12 protein-coding genes are annotated in these 16,638 nt (G+C 56.8%); 11 read left to right on the forward strand and 1 reads right to left on the reverse strand.

Features of this window, described 5'->3' with window-relative positions; translation table 11 throughout:
• Window positions 1-207 precede the first annotated feature (207 nt).
• The 7 genes from INF61_RS03320 (at window position 208) to INF61_RS03350 (ending at window position 8,511) form a co-directional block, all read left to right on the forward strand.
• A complete protein-coding gene (locus INF61_RS03320) occupies window positions 208-2,472 on the forward strand; it encodes a ComEC family protein (protein ID WP_193547519.1) in 2,265 nt (754 codons plus the stop codon).
• Between the two features lie 36 nt (window positions 2,473-2,508).
• Window positions 2,509-4,257 (forward strand): lipid A ABC transporter ATP-binding protein/permease MsbA, encoded by a 1,749-nt coding sequence (gene msbA / locus INF61_RS03325; RefSeq protein WP_017693697.1) that lies wholly within the window; start codon window positions 2,509-2,511, stop codon window positions 4,255-4,257.
• Window positions 4,254-5,231 (forward strand): tetraacyldisaccharide 4'-kinase, encoded by a 978-nt coding sequence (gene lpxK / locus INF61_RS03330; RefSeq protein WP_193547520.1) that lies wholly within the window; start codon window positions 4,254-4,256, stop codon window positions 5,229-5,231. Before msbA ends, lpxK begins: the two co-directional genes overlap by 4 nt.
• Before the next feature lie 43 nt (window positions 5,232-5,274).
• Complete coding sequence (locus tag INF61_RS03335; RefSeq protein WP_193547521.1) at window positions 5,275-6,504, forward strand: winged helix-turn-helix domain-containing protein; 1,230 nt, start codon at window positions 5,275-5,277, stop codon at window positions 6,502-6,504.
• A 45-nt stretch (window positions 6,505-6,549) separates the two neighbouring features.
• Window positions 6,550-6,732: a protein YcaR gene (ycaR, locus tag INF61_RS03340; protein WP_003858220.1), complete on the forward strand. Its 183-nt coding sequence runs from the start codon at window positions 6,550-6,552 to the stop codon at window positions 6,730-6,732.
• The gene (gene kdsB, locus INF61_RS03345; protein ID WP_015570964.1) at window positions 6,729-7,475 is read left to right on the forward strand and encodes a 3-deoxy-manno-octulosonate cytidylyltransferase; all 747 of its coding nucleotides are present in this window, start codon (window positions 6,729-6,731) and stop codon (window positions 7,473-7,475) included. Before ycaR ends, kdsB begins: the two co-directional genes overlap by 4 nt.
• Window positions 7,476-7,617: 142 nt before the next feature.
• The gene (locus INF61_RS03350) at window positions 7,618-8,511 is read left to right on the forward strand and encodes a YcbJ family phosphotransferase (protein WP_045338017.1); all 894 of its coding nucleotides are present in this window, start codon (window positions 7,618-7,620) and stop codon (window positions 8,509-8,511) included.
• On the opposite strand, the gene elyC is transcribed toward INF61_RS03350, so the two are convergent.
• Complete coding sequence (gene elyC, locus INF61_RS03355) at window positions 8,488-9,267, reverse strand: envelope biogenesis factor ElyC (protein WP_063658838.1); 780 nt, start codon at window positions 9,265-9,267, stop codon at window positions 8,488-8,490. The genes INF61_RS03350 and elyC overlap by 24 nt on opposite strands.
• Before the next feature lie 120 nt (window positions 9,268-9,387).
• Between elyC and cmoM the strand changes: the two genes are divergently transcribed.
• Genes cmoM through mukB form a run of 4 tightly spaced genes read left to right on the forward strand, consistent with a single transcriptional unit; the run spans window position 9,388 to window position 16,626 of the window.
• Window positions 9,388-10,167: a tRNA uridine 5-oxyacetic acid(34) methyltransferase CmoM gene (gene cmoM, locus INF61_RS03360; RefSeq protein WP_003858212.1), complete on the forward strand. Its 780-nt coding sequence runs from the start codon at window positions 9,388-9,390 to the stop codon at window positions 10,165-10,167.
• Between the two features lie 3 nt (window positions 10,168-10,170).
• A complete protein-coding gene (gene mukF / locus INF61_RS03365; RefSeq protein ID WP_193547522.1) occupies window positions 10,171-11,493 on the forward strand; it encodes a chromosome partition protein MukF in 1,323 nt (440 codons plus the stop codon).
• Window positions 11,474-12,178: a chromosome partition protein MukE gene (mukE, locus tag INF61_RS03370; RefSeq protein WP_017384823.1), complete on the forward strand. Its 705-nt coding sequence runs from the start codon at window positions 11,474-11,476 to the stop codon at window positions 12,176-12,178. Before mukF ends, mukE begins: the two co-directional genes overlap by 20 nt.
• Window positions 12,178-16,626 carry a chromosome partition protein MukB gene (mukB, locus tag INF61_RS03375; protein ID WP_193547523.1) on the forward strand — a complete coding sequence of 1,483 codons (4,449 nt, stop codon included), beginning with the start codon at window positions 12,178-12,180 and terminating at the stop codon, window positions 16,624-16,626. Before mukE ends, mukB begins: the two co-directional genes overlap by 1 nt.
• The last annotated feature ends 12 nt before the right edge of the window (window positions 16,627-16,638 follow it).

Genomic DNA, 16,638 nt, shown 5'->3' on the forward strand with positions numbered 1-16,638 from the left:
AATCATCAGGGTTAAACTGAGTTTAAAGAAAGCACCTTAGGGTGCTTTTTTTGTATCCCGCCCCTGCATTTCTGAATACGCGCCGCATTTAAATTTTCTCTTTGCTGTAAGCGCTTAAAACGTTGCAGCGCCCGCTGTAAATCACGTTTTTTCTGTCTGACGACGCATCAGTCCCGCCGCATAATCGCCTGAAACATGGAGGTGAAGATGGGGATCCACGTTATCAGTATGTGCGCCATTCTGGCCATAATCCCGCTCTATTGGTTACCCGTTTTGCCTGATTTGCATATTGTCTGGTTGCTGATTGCCGCAGGAATTGCGTTATCCGTACAGCAGAGAAAATGGCTCAGGTTTTCAGGCCTCGCATTGCTTTTTATGTGCTGGGGGATCCTGGCCGCTCAGGAAAGCGTGTGGCAGATGAACTATTTAACGCAAGCACCGCAGCAGGCCGAGGTGGTCATTACCGCAACGGACGGCGCAACGATGCATCAGGGAAGGATTGTCAGCCTCAATGGAGAACGCGTGTGGGCTGCCATGGGCGTGGCGCTGTATGGCAACTATTTGCCGCAAAACGTCTGCGTGGGTCAACGCTGGGCAATGACCCTGCGGCTCAGGGCGGTACACGGAGAACTCAACGATGGCGGCTATGATTCACAGAAAAATGCCTTTGCCCGACACCAGACGCTGAGTGGACGGTTTACCCATGCGGCGCTCGTTGATGAAGGCTGTAGTCTGCGTGCGCAATACCTGACATCACTACAGAATACTCTTTCAGCATATCAGTGGGGACCCGTGATCCTGGGGCTGGGGATGGGGGAGCGGCTGTCGGTCTCGCGGGAGATAAAAAACCTGATGCGTGATACCGGAACGAGGCATCTGATGGCAATCTCGGGATTACATATTGCGCTGGCCGCTTCTGTCATCTGGTTTCTGGCGCGGGGCATCCAGTTCTTCCTGCCGGGCCGCTGGATTATCTGGCAAATCCCCTTGCTGGCAGGGCTGATTTTTGCCGCGTTTTACGCATGGCTAACGGGCTTGCAGCCGCCCGCGCTGCGCACGGTTATCGCGCTTGTGGTACTGGCAGCATTAAAAATGAGCGGTCACCAGTGGTCGCCCTGGCAGGTATGGCTTACCTGCGTGGCGGCGATCTTGGTTTTCGATCCACTGGCGGTCCTGTCACAAAGCCTGGCGTTGTCAGCGTTTGCGGTCGCCGCGCTTATTTTTTGGTATCAGTGGTTGCCTCTCCCGCACTGGCAACGTGGCCGGTGCCTGCGGCCGCTGGTTACGCTGTTGTATTTGCAGGTCGGAATGCTGCTGCTTCTGTTGCCGCTTCAGGTCCTGATTTTCCATGGTTTCAGCCTCTCCTCGCTGGTGGCGAACCTGTTTGCCGTTCCTCTGGTCACGTTTATCTCAGTTCCGCTGATCCTGCTCGGCATGTTTCTGCATCTGTTTCCGGTCGCTGCGCTGGAAAGTATCGTCTGGCTGGCTACTGATAAATCTCTGGCAGGGCTTTTCTGGCTATTGATGCGTTTACCGAATGGCTGGCAGGACGTTGATGAACGCTGGCAATACCTGACGTTACTGCCGTGGCTGCTGGTCATTGGCTGGCGATTCAGGGCCTTCAGCGCAGCACCCGCAGTCTGTCTGGCAGGCAGCGTGGTGCTGGCCTTTCCCCTCTGGCACAGGGTTAAAACAGACAGCTGGTCCCTGCATATGCTGGATGTAGGGCAGGGGCTGGCGATGGTCATTGAGCGTCACGGCAAGGCCATTCTGTATGACACCGGGCTGGCATGGCCCGGTGGGGACAGTGCGCAGCAGCTGATTATCCCCTGGCTACGCTGGCATCATCTGAGACCGGAAGGGGTGATCCTGAGCCATGAACATCTCGACCACGCGGGGGGACTGGCATCGCTAAAAGCTGCCTGGCCCGCAATGTGGATCAGGAGCCCCTTATCCTGGTCCGGACATCTTCCGTGCTTTCGAGGACAGCGATGGCAGTGGCAGGGTTTAACGTTCTCCGTGCACTGGCCACCCGAAAACACCTCGGCGAAAGGTAACAACCGCTCCTGTGTGGTAAAAATCGATGACGGCGAACAGAGCGTTTTACTGACCGGAGACATTGAAGCGCAGGCAGAACTGGCAATGCTAAGCCACCGCTGGCGTCAGCTTGCGTCTACACTGATTCAGGTGCCGCATCATGGAAGTAACACGTCATCTTCAACACCGTTGCTACAGCGCGTAGAGGGGCAGGTTTCGCTGGCCTCGATGGCCCGCTATAACGCGTGGCATTTCCCTTCTATTAAAGTGGTCCGGCGCTATCGAACGGAGGGATATCTCTGGCTTGATACCCCGCATTCCGGGCAGATATCTGTGACCTTTTCGCACCATAGTCGGCAAATTCGTCGCTTACGCGAACACTATTTACCGCGTTGGTATCATCAGTGGTTTGGCGCGCCCGTAGATAACGGGTAGAATATGCGGCTATTTCAACAAATGCTGGTTTTTTGAATGCATAACGACAAAGATCTCTCCACGTGGCAAACGTTCCGCCGGCTCTGGCCGATGATTGCTCCTTTCAAAACAGGCTTGATCGTGGCGGGCGTAGCGTTAATCCTCAACGCAGCCAGCGATACGTTTATGTTATCGCTTCTCAAACCGTTACTGGATGACGGTTTCGGTAAAACGGATCGTTCAGTGCTGCTATGGATGCCGCTGGTGGTTATTGGGCTGATGATCTTACGCGGAATCTCCAGCTATGTATCCAGCTACTGCATCTCCTGGGTATCCGGTAAAGTGGTGATGACCATGCGCCGTCGATTATTCAGTCATATGATGGGGATGCCGGTCTCATTCTTTGACAAACAGTCAACCGGCACCCTGCTGTCGCGTATTACCTACGATTCAGAGCAGGTGGCGTCGTCCTCTTCCAGCGCACTGATTACCGTTGTGCGTGAAGGCGCATCCATCATCGGCCTGTTCGCGATGATGTTCTATTACAGCTGGCAACTGTCGCTGATCCTTATTGTGCTGGCGCCGATTGTCTCCATCGCGATCCGCGTGGTATCAAAGCGTTTTCGCAACATCAGTAAAAATATGCAGAATACGATGGGGCAGGTGACTACCAGCGCCGAGCAGATGCTGAAAGGCCATAAGGAAGTGTTGATTTTCGGCGGTCAGGAAGTCGAAACCAAACGCTTTGACAAGGTCAGCAACAGAATGCGCCTGCAAGGAATGAAAATGGTATCGGCCTCGTCGATTTCCGATCCGATCATTCAGCTGATTGCCTCTCTGGCCCTGGCCTTCGTCCTGTATGCCGCCAGTTTCCCGAGCGTCATGGAAACCCTGACTGCGGGTACCATTACCGTGGTGTTCTCATCCATGATTGCGCTGATGCGTCCGCTGAAATCGCTGACTAACGTCAACGCCCAGTTCCAGCGCGGGATGGCAGCCTGTCAGACGCTGTTCAGCATCCTCGATTCCGAACAGGAAAAAGATGAAGGTACACGCGTGATCGAGCGCGCTAAAGGCGACCTGGAATTCCGTAACGTCACCTTTACCTATCCAGGCCGCGAAGTGCCGGCGCTGCGTGATATCAGCCTGTCCATCCCGGCGGGTAAAACCGTTGCGCTGGTCGGTCGTTCCGGTTCGGGCAAGTCGACCATTGCCAGCCTGATTACCCGTTTCTACGATATCGACCAGGGCGAGATCCTGCTTGATGGTCACGACCTGCGGGAATATACCCTCCAGTCGCTGCGTAACCAGGTCGCGCTGGTCTCGCAGAACGTGCATCTGTTCAACGATACAGTGGCGAACAACATTGCGTATGCCCGTACCGAAGAGTACAGCCGTGAAGAGATTGAGAATGCGGCGCGTATGGCCTATGCGATGGACTTCATTAACAAAATGGATAACGGTCTGGATACGATCATTGGCGAAAACGGGGTGCTGCTCTCAGGTGGTCAGCGTCAGCGTATCGCGATTGCCCGTGCGCTGCTGCGCAACAGCCCGATTCTGATCCTCGATGAAGCAACGTCCGCACTGGATACGGAATCTGAACGCGCTATCCAGTCGGCTCTGGATGAATTACAGAAAAACCGTACCTCGCTGGTTATTGCGCACCGTCTGTCGACCATCGAACAGGCTGACGAAATCGTGGTGGTGGAAGATGGCGTGATCGTTGAACGCGGCAGCCATGCGGACCTGCTGGAACAGCGTGGTGTTTACGCGCAGCTTCATAAAATGCAGTTCGGTCAATGATTGCACGCATCTGGTCGGGGGAATCCCCTCTGTGGGTGCTGCTTCTCCCGCTCTCCTGGCTGTATGGCCTGGTGAGCGGTGCTATTCGTCTGCTTTATCGCCTCGGGATCAAGCGCGCCTGGCGCGCACCGGTACCGGTGGTGGTGGTCGGCAACCTGACGGCGGGTGGAAACGGCAAAACCCCGGTGGTGATCTGGCTGGTAGAACAGCTCCAGAGGCGCGCTATCCGCCCGGGAGTTGTCTCACGCGGTTACGGTGGTAAAGCGGCGCAGTATCCACTGGTGCTGAGCCCAGCTACGACAACCGCTGAAGCCGGCGATGAGCCGGTACTGATTTACCAGCGTACAGGCGCGCCGGTTGCGGTATCGCCGGTGCGCAGTGATGCCGTAAAGGCACTGCTTGCGGAGCATGACGTACAAATCGTTATTACCGATGATGGTTTGCAGCATTACGCGCTGGCGCGTGACAAAGAGATCGTGGTCATTGACGGCGTGCGGCGTTTTGGCAACGGCTGGTGGCTGCCAGCCGGTCCAATGCGTGAGCGTGCATCGCGCCTGAAGAGCGTCGATGCCGTGATTGTGAACGGGGGTGAAACCAGAGCGGGCGAAATCCCGATGCATCTTCGTCCCGGACAGGCCGTGAATATGCTGACTGGCGAGCGTAAAGACGTCGCGCAACTGGAACATCTGGTGGCGATGGCCGGTATAGGTCATCCGCCGCGTTTCTTCGCAACGCTGGAGCAGTGCGGCGCAAAGCTTGATAAACGGGTGCCGCTCGCCGATCACCAGGCGTTAGTTGCCGAAGAGGTTGAAAGGCTGGCAGCGCCGGGACAGACGCTGATCATGACGGAAAAAGACGCGGTAAAATGCCGGGCCTTTGCGAAAGAAAACTGGTGGTATCTGCCGGTTGACGCTGAACTCAGCGGCGAACAGCCGGAACATTTGCTCAAGGAACTGCTCGCGTTAGTGCAGTAACTTCTACGCGGTTCCGGTGGCGCTTTGACTGACAGGAAAACGCATGTCTCTACCGCAATTCTCACTTGCAGCCGCACGAAACCTGCATCTTGCCGCCCAGGGGCTTCTGAAAAAGCCCCGCCGCCGCGCGCAGCCAGCTGATATCCTCTCTACCGTGCAACGCATGTCGTTGCTGCAAATCGACACCATTAACATCGTGGCGCGTAGCCCGTATCTGGTCCTGTTTAGCCGCCTGGGAAACTATCCTCCGCAGTGGCTGGATAATGCGCTAAGTCAGGGCGAACTGATGGAATACTGGGCGCATGAAGCCTGTTTTCTCCCGCGAAGCGATTTTGCCCTGGTGCGTCACCGCATGCTCGCCCCGGACAAAATGGGCTGGAAATACCGTCAGGAGTGGATGGTGGAACACGCGGATGAAATAGAGCAACTGATTGCACATATTCAGGAAAACGGGCCGGTACGCTCCGCGGATTTTGAACACCCGCGAAAAGGCGCAAGCGGATGGTGGGAGTGGAAACCGCACAAACGCCATCTTGAAGGGCTGTTTACGTCGGGCAAAGTGATGGTGGTCGAGCGTCGCAACTTTCAGCGCGTCTATGACCTCACACACCGCGTTATGCCTCACTGGGACGATACGCGTGACCTGCTGTCTAAGGACGCTGCCGAAGCCATCATGCTCGGGAATAGCGCCCGCAGCCTTGGCATCTTCCGTCCACAGTGGCTGGCGGATTATTATCGTCTGCGTCAGCCGCAGCTAAAACCACTGCTGGAATCGTGGCAGCGCGAACAGCGCGTCATGCCGGTCTCGGTAGAGTCGTTAGGTGAAATGTGGTTGCATGCGGATTTGTTCCCTCTGCTGGCGCAGGCGCAGGAGGGCAAACTCCAGGCGACCCACAGTGCCGTGCTGTCGCCGTTCGACCCCGTTGTCTGGGACAGAAAGCGGGCCGGGCAGTTGTTTAATTTCAGCTACCGTCTGGAATGCTACACTCCGGCGCCCAGGCGGCAGTATGGTTATTTTGTTTTGCCGCTGCTGCACAAAGGCCAGCTAGTCGGGCGCATGGACACTAAAATGCACCGTAAAACCGGCATGCTTGAAATTATCGCGCTCTGGCTTGAAGAGGGCATAAAGGTGACGGCTGGCCTGGAAAAAGGGTTAACGACTGCGCTCAGTGAATTTGCCCGCTGGCAGGGGGCGCATGAAATTGTACTCGGTCGCGTGCCTGCGGGGCTGTTTACGACCTGTCGAGGTGGCTGGGAAACAGGCACTCCCTGAAAAGGGAATGTGATAAGCTTTAGCGATTACCCATACGGAGGAACTATGGATCACCGTTTACTTGAAATTATTGCCTGCCCGGTGTGCAACGGCAAACTGTATTACAGCCAGGATAAACAAGAGCTGATTTGCAAACTGGACAGCCTGGCGTTCCCGCTGCGTGACGGCATTCCGGTCCTGCTGGAAAATGAAGCCCGTTCCCTGGTGGCAGAAGAGATCAAACCATGAGTTTTGTTGTCATTATCCCTGCGCGTTATGCTTCCACGCGCCTGCCAGGTAAACCGCTGGTGGATATCAATGGCAAACCGATGATTGTGCATGTCCTTGAACGGGCACGCGAATCGGGCGCCGGACGCGTCATCGTCGCCACCGATCACCCGGATGTTGCGCGCGCGGTTGAGGCCGCGGGTGGGGAAGTGTGCATGACCCGTGCCGATCATCAGTCAGGCACCGAGCGCCTGGCGGAAGTCGTCGAAAAATGCGGTTTCAGCGACGAGACGGTGATTGTGAACGTGCAGGGCGATGAGCCGATGATCCCGGCGGCGATTATCCGTCAGGTGGCCGACAACCTGGCACAGCGTCAGGTCGGGATGGCGACCCTCGCGGTGCCGATTCACCACGCTGAAGAGGCGTTCAATCCGAATGCGGTGAAAGTGGTCATGGACGCAGAGGGCTACGCGCTCTATTTCTCCCGCGCCACCATTCCGTGGGATCGCGATCGTTTCGCGCAATCGAAAGAGACAATCGGCGAAACCTTCCTGCGCCACATCGGTATTTACGGCTACCGCGCTGGCTTTATTCGTCGCTACGTCGCCTGGGCACCAAGCCCGCTGGAGCATATTGAAATGCTCGAACAGCTTCGCGTGCTGTGGTACGGCGAGAAAATTCACGTTGCGGTTGCCCAGGAAATCCCAGGCACCGGCGTGGATACCCCTGAAGATCTCGAGCGCGTACGCGTCGAAATGCGTTAATTCGCTGGCATCCCCTCGTCTGGGGGGATGCTCTCCCGCCAGGCTATTTTCCTTTTCTTTTTCATTATTGATCTCTACCGGGTGACATCCGGGTTTCGCGCGCTCATTATAAAAGCAGTAGTCTTAATGGGGGTAATCTCATATGGAACAGCTGCGTGCTGAACTCAGCCATCTCCTTGGCGAAAAGCTAAGCCGGGTGGAATGCGTGAATGAAAAGGCCGACACCGCACTCTGGTCGTTGTACGACAGTCAGGGAAACCCCATGCCGCTGATGGCCAGAAGTTTTACCTCGCCGGGCGTCGCCAGACAGCTGGCCTGGAAAATGTCGATGCTGGCGCGGGAAGGGACTGTCCGCATGCCGACGGTCTACGGCGTGATGACCCATGAGGAGCATCCCGGCCCGGATGTTCTGCTTATCGAGCGTTTACGCGGGGTTTCTGTTGAAGCCCCGACGCGTACACCGGAGCGCTGGGAACAGCTGAAAGATCAGATTGTCGAGGCTCTGCTTGCCTGGCATCGGCAGGACAGCCGGGGCCTTGTTGGCGCGGTGGACAGCACGCAGGAAAACCTGTGGCCGCTGTGGTATCGCCAGCGTGTTGAAGTGCTGTGGGGCACGCTGAACCAGTTCAACAACACCGGTTTAACGATGCAGGACAAACGTATTTTATTCCGCACCCGGGAGTGTCTGCCGACGCTGTTTGAGGGCTTTAACGACAACTGCGTGCTGGTTCACGGCAATTTCACGCTGCGCAGTATGCTTAAAGACTCGCGCAGCGACCAGCTGCTGGCGATGGTCGGGCCGGGGATCATGCTCTGGGCGCCGCGCGAGTACGAACTGTTCAGGCTGAGCGAGGGCGGGGCGGCGGAAGATTTGCTCTGGCACTATCTTCAGCGCGCCCCCGTTGCGGAGGCCTTTCTCTGGCGACGCTGGCTCTATCTTCTCTGGGATGAGGTGGCGCAGCTGGTCAACACCGGGCGCTTTAATCGCGTCAGTTTCGATCTGGCCGCAAAATCACTCCTGCCCTGGCTTGCCTGACGAACCTTTGAGCCACTGCCAGAGGCGGCCAAGCGTCTCGTAGCCGACACGATCGCTGTGCATCAGCCATACCGGGGACGGGATTATCCGTTCCCACGGATTGAGCGGGGCGTTAATAGCCATCTGGTTTGCCGGAGCAGGAAGCGGATGCAGGCCCTGCTTCTCAAAGAAAATCATTGCGCGCGGCAGGTGTGAAGCAGAGGTCACCAGCAGGAACGGTACATCACCGATGGCCTGTTTCACCGCCGCCGCCTCTTCTTCGGTATCTTTTGGGCTATCCAGCGTGATGATGGCGGAACGTGGTACGCCAAGCGATTCAGCCACTCTTGCTCCTGCTTCAGCGGTACTGACCGGGTTGGTTTTTGCCGCAGCGCCCGTGAAGATCATCTTCGATCCCGGATTGGCCAGCCACAGGCGGATCCCCTCGTTCAGGCGCGGCAGGCTGTTGTTGATCAGGTTCGAGCTGGGCGCCCAGTTCGGATCCCAGGTATATCCGCCGCCCAGCACCACGATATAGCCCACCTTCTGATTTCCCTGCCATGTCGGGTAGGTGTTTTCAATCGGACGTAATAAACCGTCAGCGACCGGTTGCAGGCTGAGTAACAGCAGCGCCAGCCAGCCCACGGTAACGAGGGATTTACCGCTTTTCTGAAAGCGGCTAAACCATATTAATGCCAGCCCCAGCGCGATGAGAAGCAACAGCAGGGGAAGGGGAAGCATCATGCCTCCGATATATTTTTTTAGGGTAAAAAGCATCCTTTTTGGTTCCTTTTTTAACCATACAGCAGGCGATTGTCGGTGATATTACACCAGAGTGGTTCATTCTCCGCGCGGGTGTGACAAAATAGCGGTTTTGCAGTGAGTGGAACCCTCCCAATGCGGGATCGCAATTTTGATGACATCGCGGAAAAGTTTTCGCGCAACATTTATGGCACCACCAAAGGTCAGCTGCGTCAGACGATCCTCTGGCAGGATCTGGACAAGCTGCTGGCTGAATTCGGTGACCGACCGTTGCGCGTGCTGGATGCCGGCGGTGGGGAAGGTCAGACTGCAATTCTGATGGCGCAGCGGGGACATCACGTCACGCTTTGCGATCTTTCTGCCGAGATGGTTGCGCGCGCAGGGCGAGCGGCAGAAGAGAAAGGTGTGAGCGACAACATGCATTTTATACATTGCGCCGCTCAGGACATTCCGCAGCATTTGGAAACGCAGGTTGATCTGATATTGTTTCATGCTGTGCTCGAATGGATCGCCGAACCACAAGCGATGTTAAAAACGCTGTGGTCGATGTTGCGCCCGGGCGGTGCGTTATCGCTGATGTTTTACAATGCCAACGGCCTGCTAATGCGAAACGTGCTGGTCGGCAATTTTGGCTATGTACAGCAGGGCATGTATAAAAAGAAACGACGCACGCTTTCACCGGATTTCCCCCGTGAACCGCAGCAGGTCTATGGCTGGCTGGAGGAGATCGGTTGGGAAATTACCGGCAAAACCGGCGTGAGGGTGTTTCATGATTATCTGCGTGATAAACAAAAACAGGATGACTGTTTAGACGCCTTAACAGAAATAGAGACGCGGTACTGCCGCCAGGAGCCTTATCTGAGCCTTGGCCGCTATATACACGTCACCGCGCGCAAGCCGCAGATGCAAGGATAATCTATGAGTGAATTTTCCCAGACAGTCCCCGAACTGGTTGCCTGGGCCAGGAAAAACGATTTCTCCATCTCGCTGCCGGTAGACAGACTCTCATTCCTGCTGGCGGTTGCGACGCTAAACGGCGAACGCCTGGATGGCGAAATGAGTGAAGGCGAACTGGTGGATGCGTTCCGCCACGTCAGTGATGCGTTTGAGCAAACCAGCGAAACCATTAGCGTGCGTGCCAACAACGCAATCAATGATATGGTGCGTCAACGTCTGCTGAACCGCTTTACCAGCGAGCAGGCGGAAGGAAACGCCATCTATCGTCTTACGCCACTGGGCATTGGCATTACCGACTATTACATCCGCCAGCGCGAATTTTCCACGCTGCGTCTCTCCATGCAGCTCTCTATTGTTGCAGGCGAGCTGAAGCGTGCCGCCGACGCGGCTGATGAAAACGGTGATGAATTCCACTGGCATCGCAACGTTTACGCGCCGCTGAAATATTCGGTTGCCGAGATTTTCGACAGTATCGATCTGACTCAACGTCTGATGGACGAACAGCAGCAGCAGGTGAAAGACGATATCGCTCAACTGCTTAATAAAGACTGGCGTGCGGCCATCTCCAGCTGTGAACTCTTGCTGTCAGAAACGTCGGGTACGCTGCGTGAGTTGCAGGATACGCTGGAGGCGGCGGGAGATAAGCTACAGGCCAATCTGCTACGCATTCAGGACGCGACGATGGCGCACGACGATCTGCATTTTATCGACCGTCTGGTGTTTGATTTGCAGAGCAAGCTTGACCGCATTATCAGCTGGGGCCAGCAGTCGATCGACCTGTGGATCGGTTACGACCGCCACGTGCATAAATTTATCCGTACCGCCATCGATATGGATAAGAATCGCGTCTTTGCTCAACGTCTGCGCCAGTCGGTACAGACCTACTTCGATGCGCCGTGGGCGCTGACCTACGCCAACGCCGATCGTCTGCTGGATATGCGCGACGAAGAGATGGCGCTGCGTGATGAAGAGGTCACCGGTCAACTGCCACCGGATCTGGAATACGAAGAATTTAACGAAATTCGCGAGCAGCTTGCGGCGATGATCGAAGAACAGCTCGCTGTCTACAAAACCAGACAAGCACCGCTGGATCTTGGCCTCGTGGTACGCGACTATCTGGCGCAGTATCCGCGCGCGCGCCACTTCGATGTTGCCCGCATTGTTGTAGACCAGGCGGTGCGCCTGGGCATCGCACAAGCCGATTTCACCGGACTGCCGCCGAAGTGGCAGCCGATTAACGATTACGGAGCCAAGGTACAGGCGCATGTCATTGACAAATATTGAACACGTGATGCCAGTTAAGCTGGCACAGGCGCTGGCGAATCCGTTGTTTCCGGCGCTGGATAGCCAGCTGCGTGCCGGTCGTCACATTGGCCTTGACGAGCTGGATAATCACGCCTTTTTGATGGACTTTCAGGAGTACCTGGAAGAGTTTTACGCTCGCTATAACGTTGAGCTGATCCGCGCGCCGGAAGGGTTTTTCTACCTGCGTCCGCGCTCTACCACGCTTATTCCGCGCTCGGTGCTTTCCGAACTGGATATGATGGTCGGCAAAATTCTCTGCTACCTCTATCTCAGCCCGGAACGTCTGGCGAATGAAGGGATCTTCACCCAGCAGGAGCTTTACGATGAGCTGCTGTCGCTGGCGGATGAAAGCAAGCTGCTCAAGCTGGTCAATAACCGCTCAACGGGGTCCGATCTGGACCGTCAGAAATTACAGGAAAAAGTTCGCTCTTCCCTGAACCGTCTGCGCCGTCTGGGAATGGTCTGGTTCATGGGTCACGACAGCAGCAAGTTCCGTATTACCGAATCGGTCTTCCGTTTTGGCGCCGACGTGCGTGCGGGTGACGATGCGCGTGAAGCGCAGCTGCGCATGATCCGTGACGGTGAAGCGATGCCGGTGGAAAACCATTTGCAGCTCAATGACGAGCACGAAGAGAATCAGCCGGATAGCGGGGAGGAAGAGTAATGATTGAACGCGGTAAATTTCGCTCACTAACGCTGATCAACTGGAACGGCTTCTTTGCCCGAACCTTCGATCTGGATGAGCTGGTGACAACGCTCTCCGGCGGTAACGGGGCGGGTAAATCCACCACCATGGCGGCCTTCGTGACGGCGCTGATCCCTGACCTGACCCTGCTGCACTTCCGTAACACCACCGAAGCGGGCGCCACGAGCGGCTCTCGTGATAAAGGTCTGCACGGTAAGCTGAAAGCGGGCGTCTGTTATTCAGTGCTGGACGTGATCAACTCCCGCCATCAGCGCGTGGTTGTAGGCGTGCGTCTGCAACAGGTTGCTGGCCGCGACCGTAAAGTAGATATCAAACCGTTTGCGATCCAGGGACTACCAACCTCCGTACAGCCGACCGCGCTGCTGACGGAAACCCTGAATGAACGTCAGGCGCGCGTCCTCACGCTCCAGGAGCTGAAAGACAAGCTGGAAGCTATCGAAGGCGTGCAGTTTAAGCAGTTTAACTCCATTACCGACTATCACTCTCTGATGTTCGATCTCGGCGTGGTAGCCCGTCGTCTGCGCAGCGCGTCAGATCGTAGTAAATACTACCGTCTGATTGAAGCCTCCCTGTACGGCGGTATCTCCAGCGCCATTACTCGCTCCCTGCGCGACTACCTGCTGCCGGAAAACAGCGGCGTGCGTAAGGCCTTCCAGGATATGGAAGCCGCGCTGCGTGAAAACCGCATGACGCTGGAAGCGATTCGCGTCACACAGTCTGACCGCGACCTGTTTAAGCACCTGATCAGCGAAGCCACCAACTACGTGGCGGCGGACTATATGCGCCACGCCAACGAGCGCCGTATTCATCTCGATCAGGCGCTGGAATACCGCCGCGAGCTGTTTACCTCCCGCAAACAGCTGGTGGCTGAGCAGTATAAGCATGTCGAAATGGCGCGCGAACTGGGCGAGCACAACGGTGCGGAAGGGGATCTGGAAGCCGATTACCAGGCGGCCAGCGATCACCTGAACCTGGTGCAGACCGCGCTGCGTCAGCAGGAAAAAATCGAGCGCTATGAAGCCGATCTGGATGAGCTGCAAATTCGTCTTGAAGAGCAAAATGAAGTGGTGGCCGAAGCTGCCGAATTGCAGGAAGAGAACGAAGCCCGCGCGGAAGCCGCCGAGCTGGAAGTGGATGAGCTGAAAAGCCAGCTTGCTGATTACCAGCAGGCGCTGGATGTGCAGCAGACGCGTGCGATTCAGTACAACCAGGCGTTGCAGGCGTTGCAGCGTGCCAAAGAGCTGTGCCATCTGCCGGACCTGACCCCGGAAAGCGCTGACGAATGGCTGGATACCTTCCAGGCCAAAGAGCAGGAAGCCACTGAGAAACTGCTTTCTCTCGATCAGAAAATGAGCGTGGCGCAAACGGCGCATAGCCAGTTTGAGCAGGCGTACCAGCTGGTGGTGGCGATCAACGGTCCGCTGGCGCGTAACGAAGCGTGGGACGTTGCCCGTGAGCTGCTGCGCGACGGCGTCAATCAACGCCATCTGGCCGAACAGGTGCAGCCGCTGCGCATGCGCCTGAACGAGCTGGAACAGCGTCTGCGTGAACAGCAGGAAGCCGAGCGTCTGCTGGCGGAATTCTGCAAGCGTCAGGGTAAAAATTACGATTTCGACGAGCTTGAGGCCCTGCACCAGGAGCTGGAAGCGCGTATTGCGGCCCTGTCGGATACCGTATCGAACGCCAGCGAACAGCGCATGACGCTGCGTCAGGAGCTGGAACAGCTTCAGTCGCGTTCGAAGACGCTCTTACAGCGTGCGCCGATCTGGCTGGCCGCACAAAGCAGCCTGAACCAGCTCAGCGAACAGTGTGGCCAGGAGTTTTCCTCCAGCCAGGACGTCACCGAATACATGCAACAGCTGCTGGAGCGCGAGCGTGAAGCGATTGTTGAGCGTGACGAAGTGGGTGCGCGCAAGCGTGACGTCGATGCAGAGATTGAGCGTTTAAGCCAGCCTGGCGGCTCAGAAGATCCGCGCCTGAATGCCTTAGCCGAGCGTTTCGGCGGCGTGTTGCTGTCTGAAATTTACGACGATGTCGGCCTGGACGATGCGCCGTACTTCTCCGCGCTGTACGGTCCATCCCGTAACGCGATTGTGGTGCCGGATCTGTCGCTGATTTCTGACCAGCTTGCAGGGCTGGAAGACTGCCCGGAAGATCTCTACCTCATCGAAGGGGATCCGCAGTCGTTTGATGACAGCGTATTCAGCGTCGACGAGCTGGAAAAAGCGGTGGTGGTGAAAATCGCCGATCGCCAGTGGCGCTATTCGCGCTTCCCGGAACTGCCGCTGTTTGGCCGCGCCGCGCGTGAAAACCGTATTGAAAGCCTGCACGCTGAGCGCGAAACGCTTTCTGAGCGTTTTGCAACCCTGTCGTTTGATGTTCAAAAAACGCAGCGTCTGCATCAGGCGTTCAGCCGCTTTATCGGCAGCCACCTGGGCGTTGCCTTTGAGCCCGATCCGGAAGCTGAAATTCGCAAGCTCAACACCCGCCGTGGTGAGCTGGAGCGTGCGCTTGCCAGCCATGAAAATGACAACCAGCAAAGCCGCGTGCAGTTCGAGCAGGCGAAAGAGGGCGTTGCGGCCCTTAACCGCATCCTGCCGCGCCTGAACCTGCTGGCGGACGATACGCTCGCCGACCGCGTGCACGAAATTCAGGAACGTCTGGACGAAGCGCAGGAAGCGGCGCGCTTTGTGCAGCAGCACGGCAATCAGCTGGCAAAACTGGAGCCGATGGTTTCCGTTCTCCAGAGCGACCCGGAACAGTTTGAGCAGTTAAAAGAAGATTACGCCTGGTCACAGCAGGTGCAGCGCGAAGCGCGTCAGCAGGCGTTTGCCCTGACGGAAGTGGTGCAACGTCGCGCACACTTCGGCTACTCCGATTCAGCAGAAATGCTGAGCGGGAACAGCGATCTTAATGAAAAGCTGCGCCAGCGTCTTGAGCAGGCCGAAGCAGAGCGTACGCGCGCCCGTGAAGCGATGCGTACTCACGCCGCACAGCTGAGCCAGTACAGCCAGGTCATGGCCTCGCTGAAAAGCTCCTTCGACACCAAGAAAGAGCTGTTAAACGATCTGCATAAAGAGTTGCAGGACATCGGCGTTCGCGCCGACAGCGGTGCAGAAGAGCGGGCGCGTATTCGTCGCGATGAGCTGCATGCTCAGCTCAGCAACAACCGCGCGCGTCGGAATCAGCTGGAAAAAGCGCTGACCTTCTGTGAAGCAGAGATGGACAACCTGACGCGACGCCTGCGCAAGCTGGAGCGTGACTATCACGAGATGCGTGAACAGGTTGTGACCGCGAAGGCGGGGTGGTGCGCGGTGATGCGCATGGTGAAAGATAACAACGTGGAGCGTCGTCTGCATCGTCGCGAGCTGGCGTACCTGTCAGCCGATGAACTGCGCTCTATGTCGGATAAGGCGCTGGGCGCGCTGCGTCTGGCGGTGGCGGATAACGAACACCTGCGCGACGTGCTGCGTATGTCCGAAGATCCGAAGCGTCCAGAGCGCAAAATTCAGTTCTTCGTGGCGGTTTATCAGCACTTACGCGAGCGTATTCGTCAGGACATCATCCGTACCGACGATCCGGTGGAAGCGATCGAACAGATGGAGATCGAGCTGGGCCGTTTGACGGAGGAGCTGACCTCCCGCGAGCAGAAGCTGGCAATCAGCTCCCGCAGCGTGGCGAATATTATTCGTAAAACCATTCAGCGCGAGCAGAACCGTATCCGTCAGCTGAACCAGGGCCTGCAAAGCGTGTCGTTTGGCCAGGTCAACAGCGTGCGGCTGAACGTGAACGTGCGTGAGGCGCACTCCACGCTGCTGGACGTGTTGTCTGAACAGCACGAACAGCATCAGGATCTGTTCAACAGTAACCGCCTGACCTTCTCCGAAGCGCTGGCGAAGCTATATCAGCGTCTGAATCCGCAGATTGACATGGGCCAGCGTACGCCGCAAACCATCGGCGAGGAGCTGCTGGACTACCGCAACTATCTGGAAATGGAAGTTGAGGTTAACCGTGGCTCAGACGGCTGGCTGCGCGCGGAATCCGGTGCGCTCTCTACCGGTGAAGCCATCGGTACCGGTATGTCGATTCTGGTGATGGTGGTGCAGAGCTGGGAAGATGAAGCGCGTCGTCTGCGCGGCAAAGACATCTCGCCATGCCGTCTGCTGTTCCTCGATGAAGCCGCGCGTCTCGACGCCCGCTCCATCGCCACGCTGTTTGAGCTTTGCGAGCGACTCGATATGCAGCTCATCATCGCGGCGCCGGAAAACATCAGTCCGGAAAAAGGGACAACCTATAAGCTGGTGCGTAAGGTGTTTCAGAACAGTGAACACGTACACGTCGTGGGCCTGCGTGGTTTCGCCCCGCAGCCACCGGAGTCATTACCGGGCACGGCTGACGCCTCTTAACCCGGGGTGCGA

Source organism: Enterobacter cloacae complex sp. P18RS (assembly GCF_014982105.1).
In the GTDB taxonomy this organism is placed as follows: domain Bacteria; phylum Pseudomonadota; class Gammaproteobacteria; order Enterobacterales; family Enterobacteriaceae; genus Enterobacter; species Enterobacter hormaechei_C.

Excerpts from the sequence above, each read along its gene's own strand:
- INF61_RS03320 (WP_193547519.1), top strand. The coding sequence starts at position 208 with ATGGGGATCCACGTTATCAGTATGTGCGCCATTCTGGCCATAATCCCG.
- msbA (WP_017693697.1), top strand. The coding sequence starts at position 2,509 with ATGCATAACGACAAAGATCTCTCCACGTGGCAAACGTTCCGCCGGCTC.
- lpxK (WP_193547520.1), top strand. The coding sequence starts at position 4,254 with ATGATTGCACGCATCTGGTCGGGGGAATCCCCTCTGTGGGTGCTGCTT.
- INF61_RS03335 (WP_193547521.1), top strand. The coding sequence starts at position 5,275 with ATGTCTCTACCGCAATTCTCACTTGCAGCCGCACGAAACCTGCATCTT.
- ycaR (WP_003858220.1), top strand. The coding sequence starts at position 6,550 with ATGGATCACCGTTTACTTGAAATTATTGCCTGCCCGGTGTGCAACGGC.
- kdsB (WP_015570964.1), top strand. The coding sequence starts at position 6,729 with ATGAGTTTTGTTGTCATTATCCCTGCGCGTTATGCTTCCACGCGCCTG.
- INF61_RS03350 (WP_045338017.1), top strand. The coding sequence starts at position 7,618 with ATGGAACAGCTGCGTGCTGAACTCAGCCATCTCCTTGGCGAAAAGCTA.
- elyC (WP_063658838.1), bottom strand. The coding sequence starts at position 9,267 with ATGCTTTTTACCCTAAAAAAATATATCGGAGGCATGATGCTTCCCCTT.
- cmoM (WP_003858212.1), top strand. The coding sequence starts at position 9,388 with ATGCGGGATCGCAATTTTGATGACATCGCGGAAAAGTTTTCGCGCAAC.
- mukF (WP_193547522.1), top strand. The coding sequence starts at position 10,171 with ATGAGTGAATTTTCCCAGACAGTCCCCGAACTGGTTGCCTGGGCCAGG.
- mukE (WP_017384823.1), top strand. The coding sequence starts at position 11,474 with ATGTCATTGACAAATATTGAACACGTGATGCCAGTTAAGCTGGCACAG.
- mukB (WP_193547523.1), top strand. The coding sequence starts at position 12,178 with ATGATTGAACGCGGTAAATTTCGCTCACTAACGCTGATCAACTGGAAC.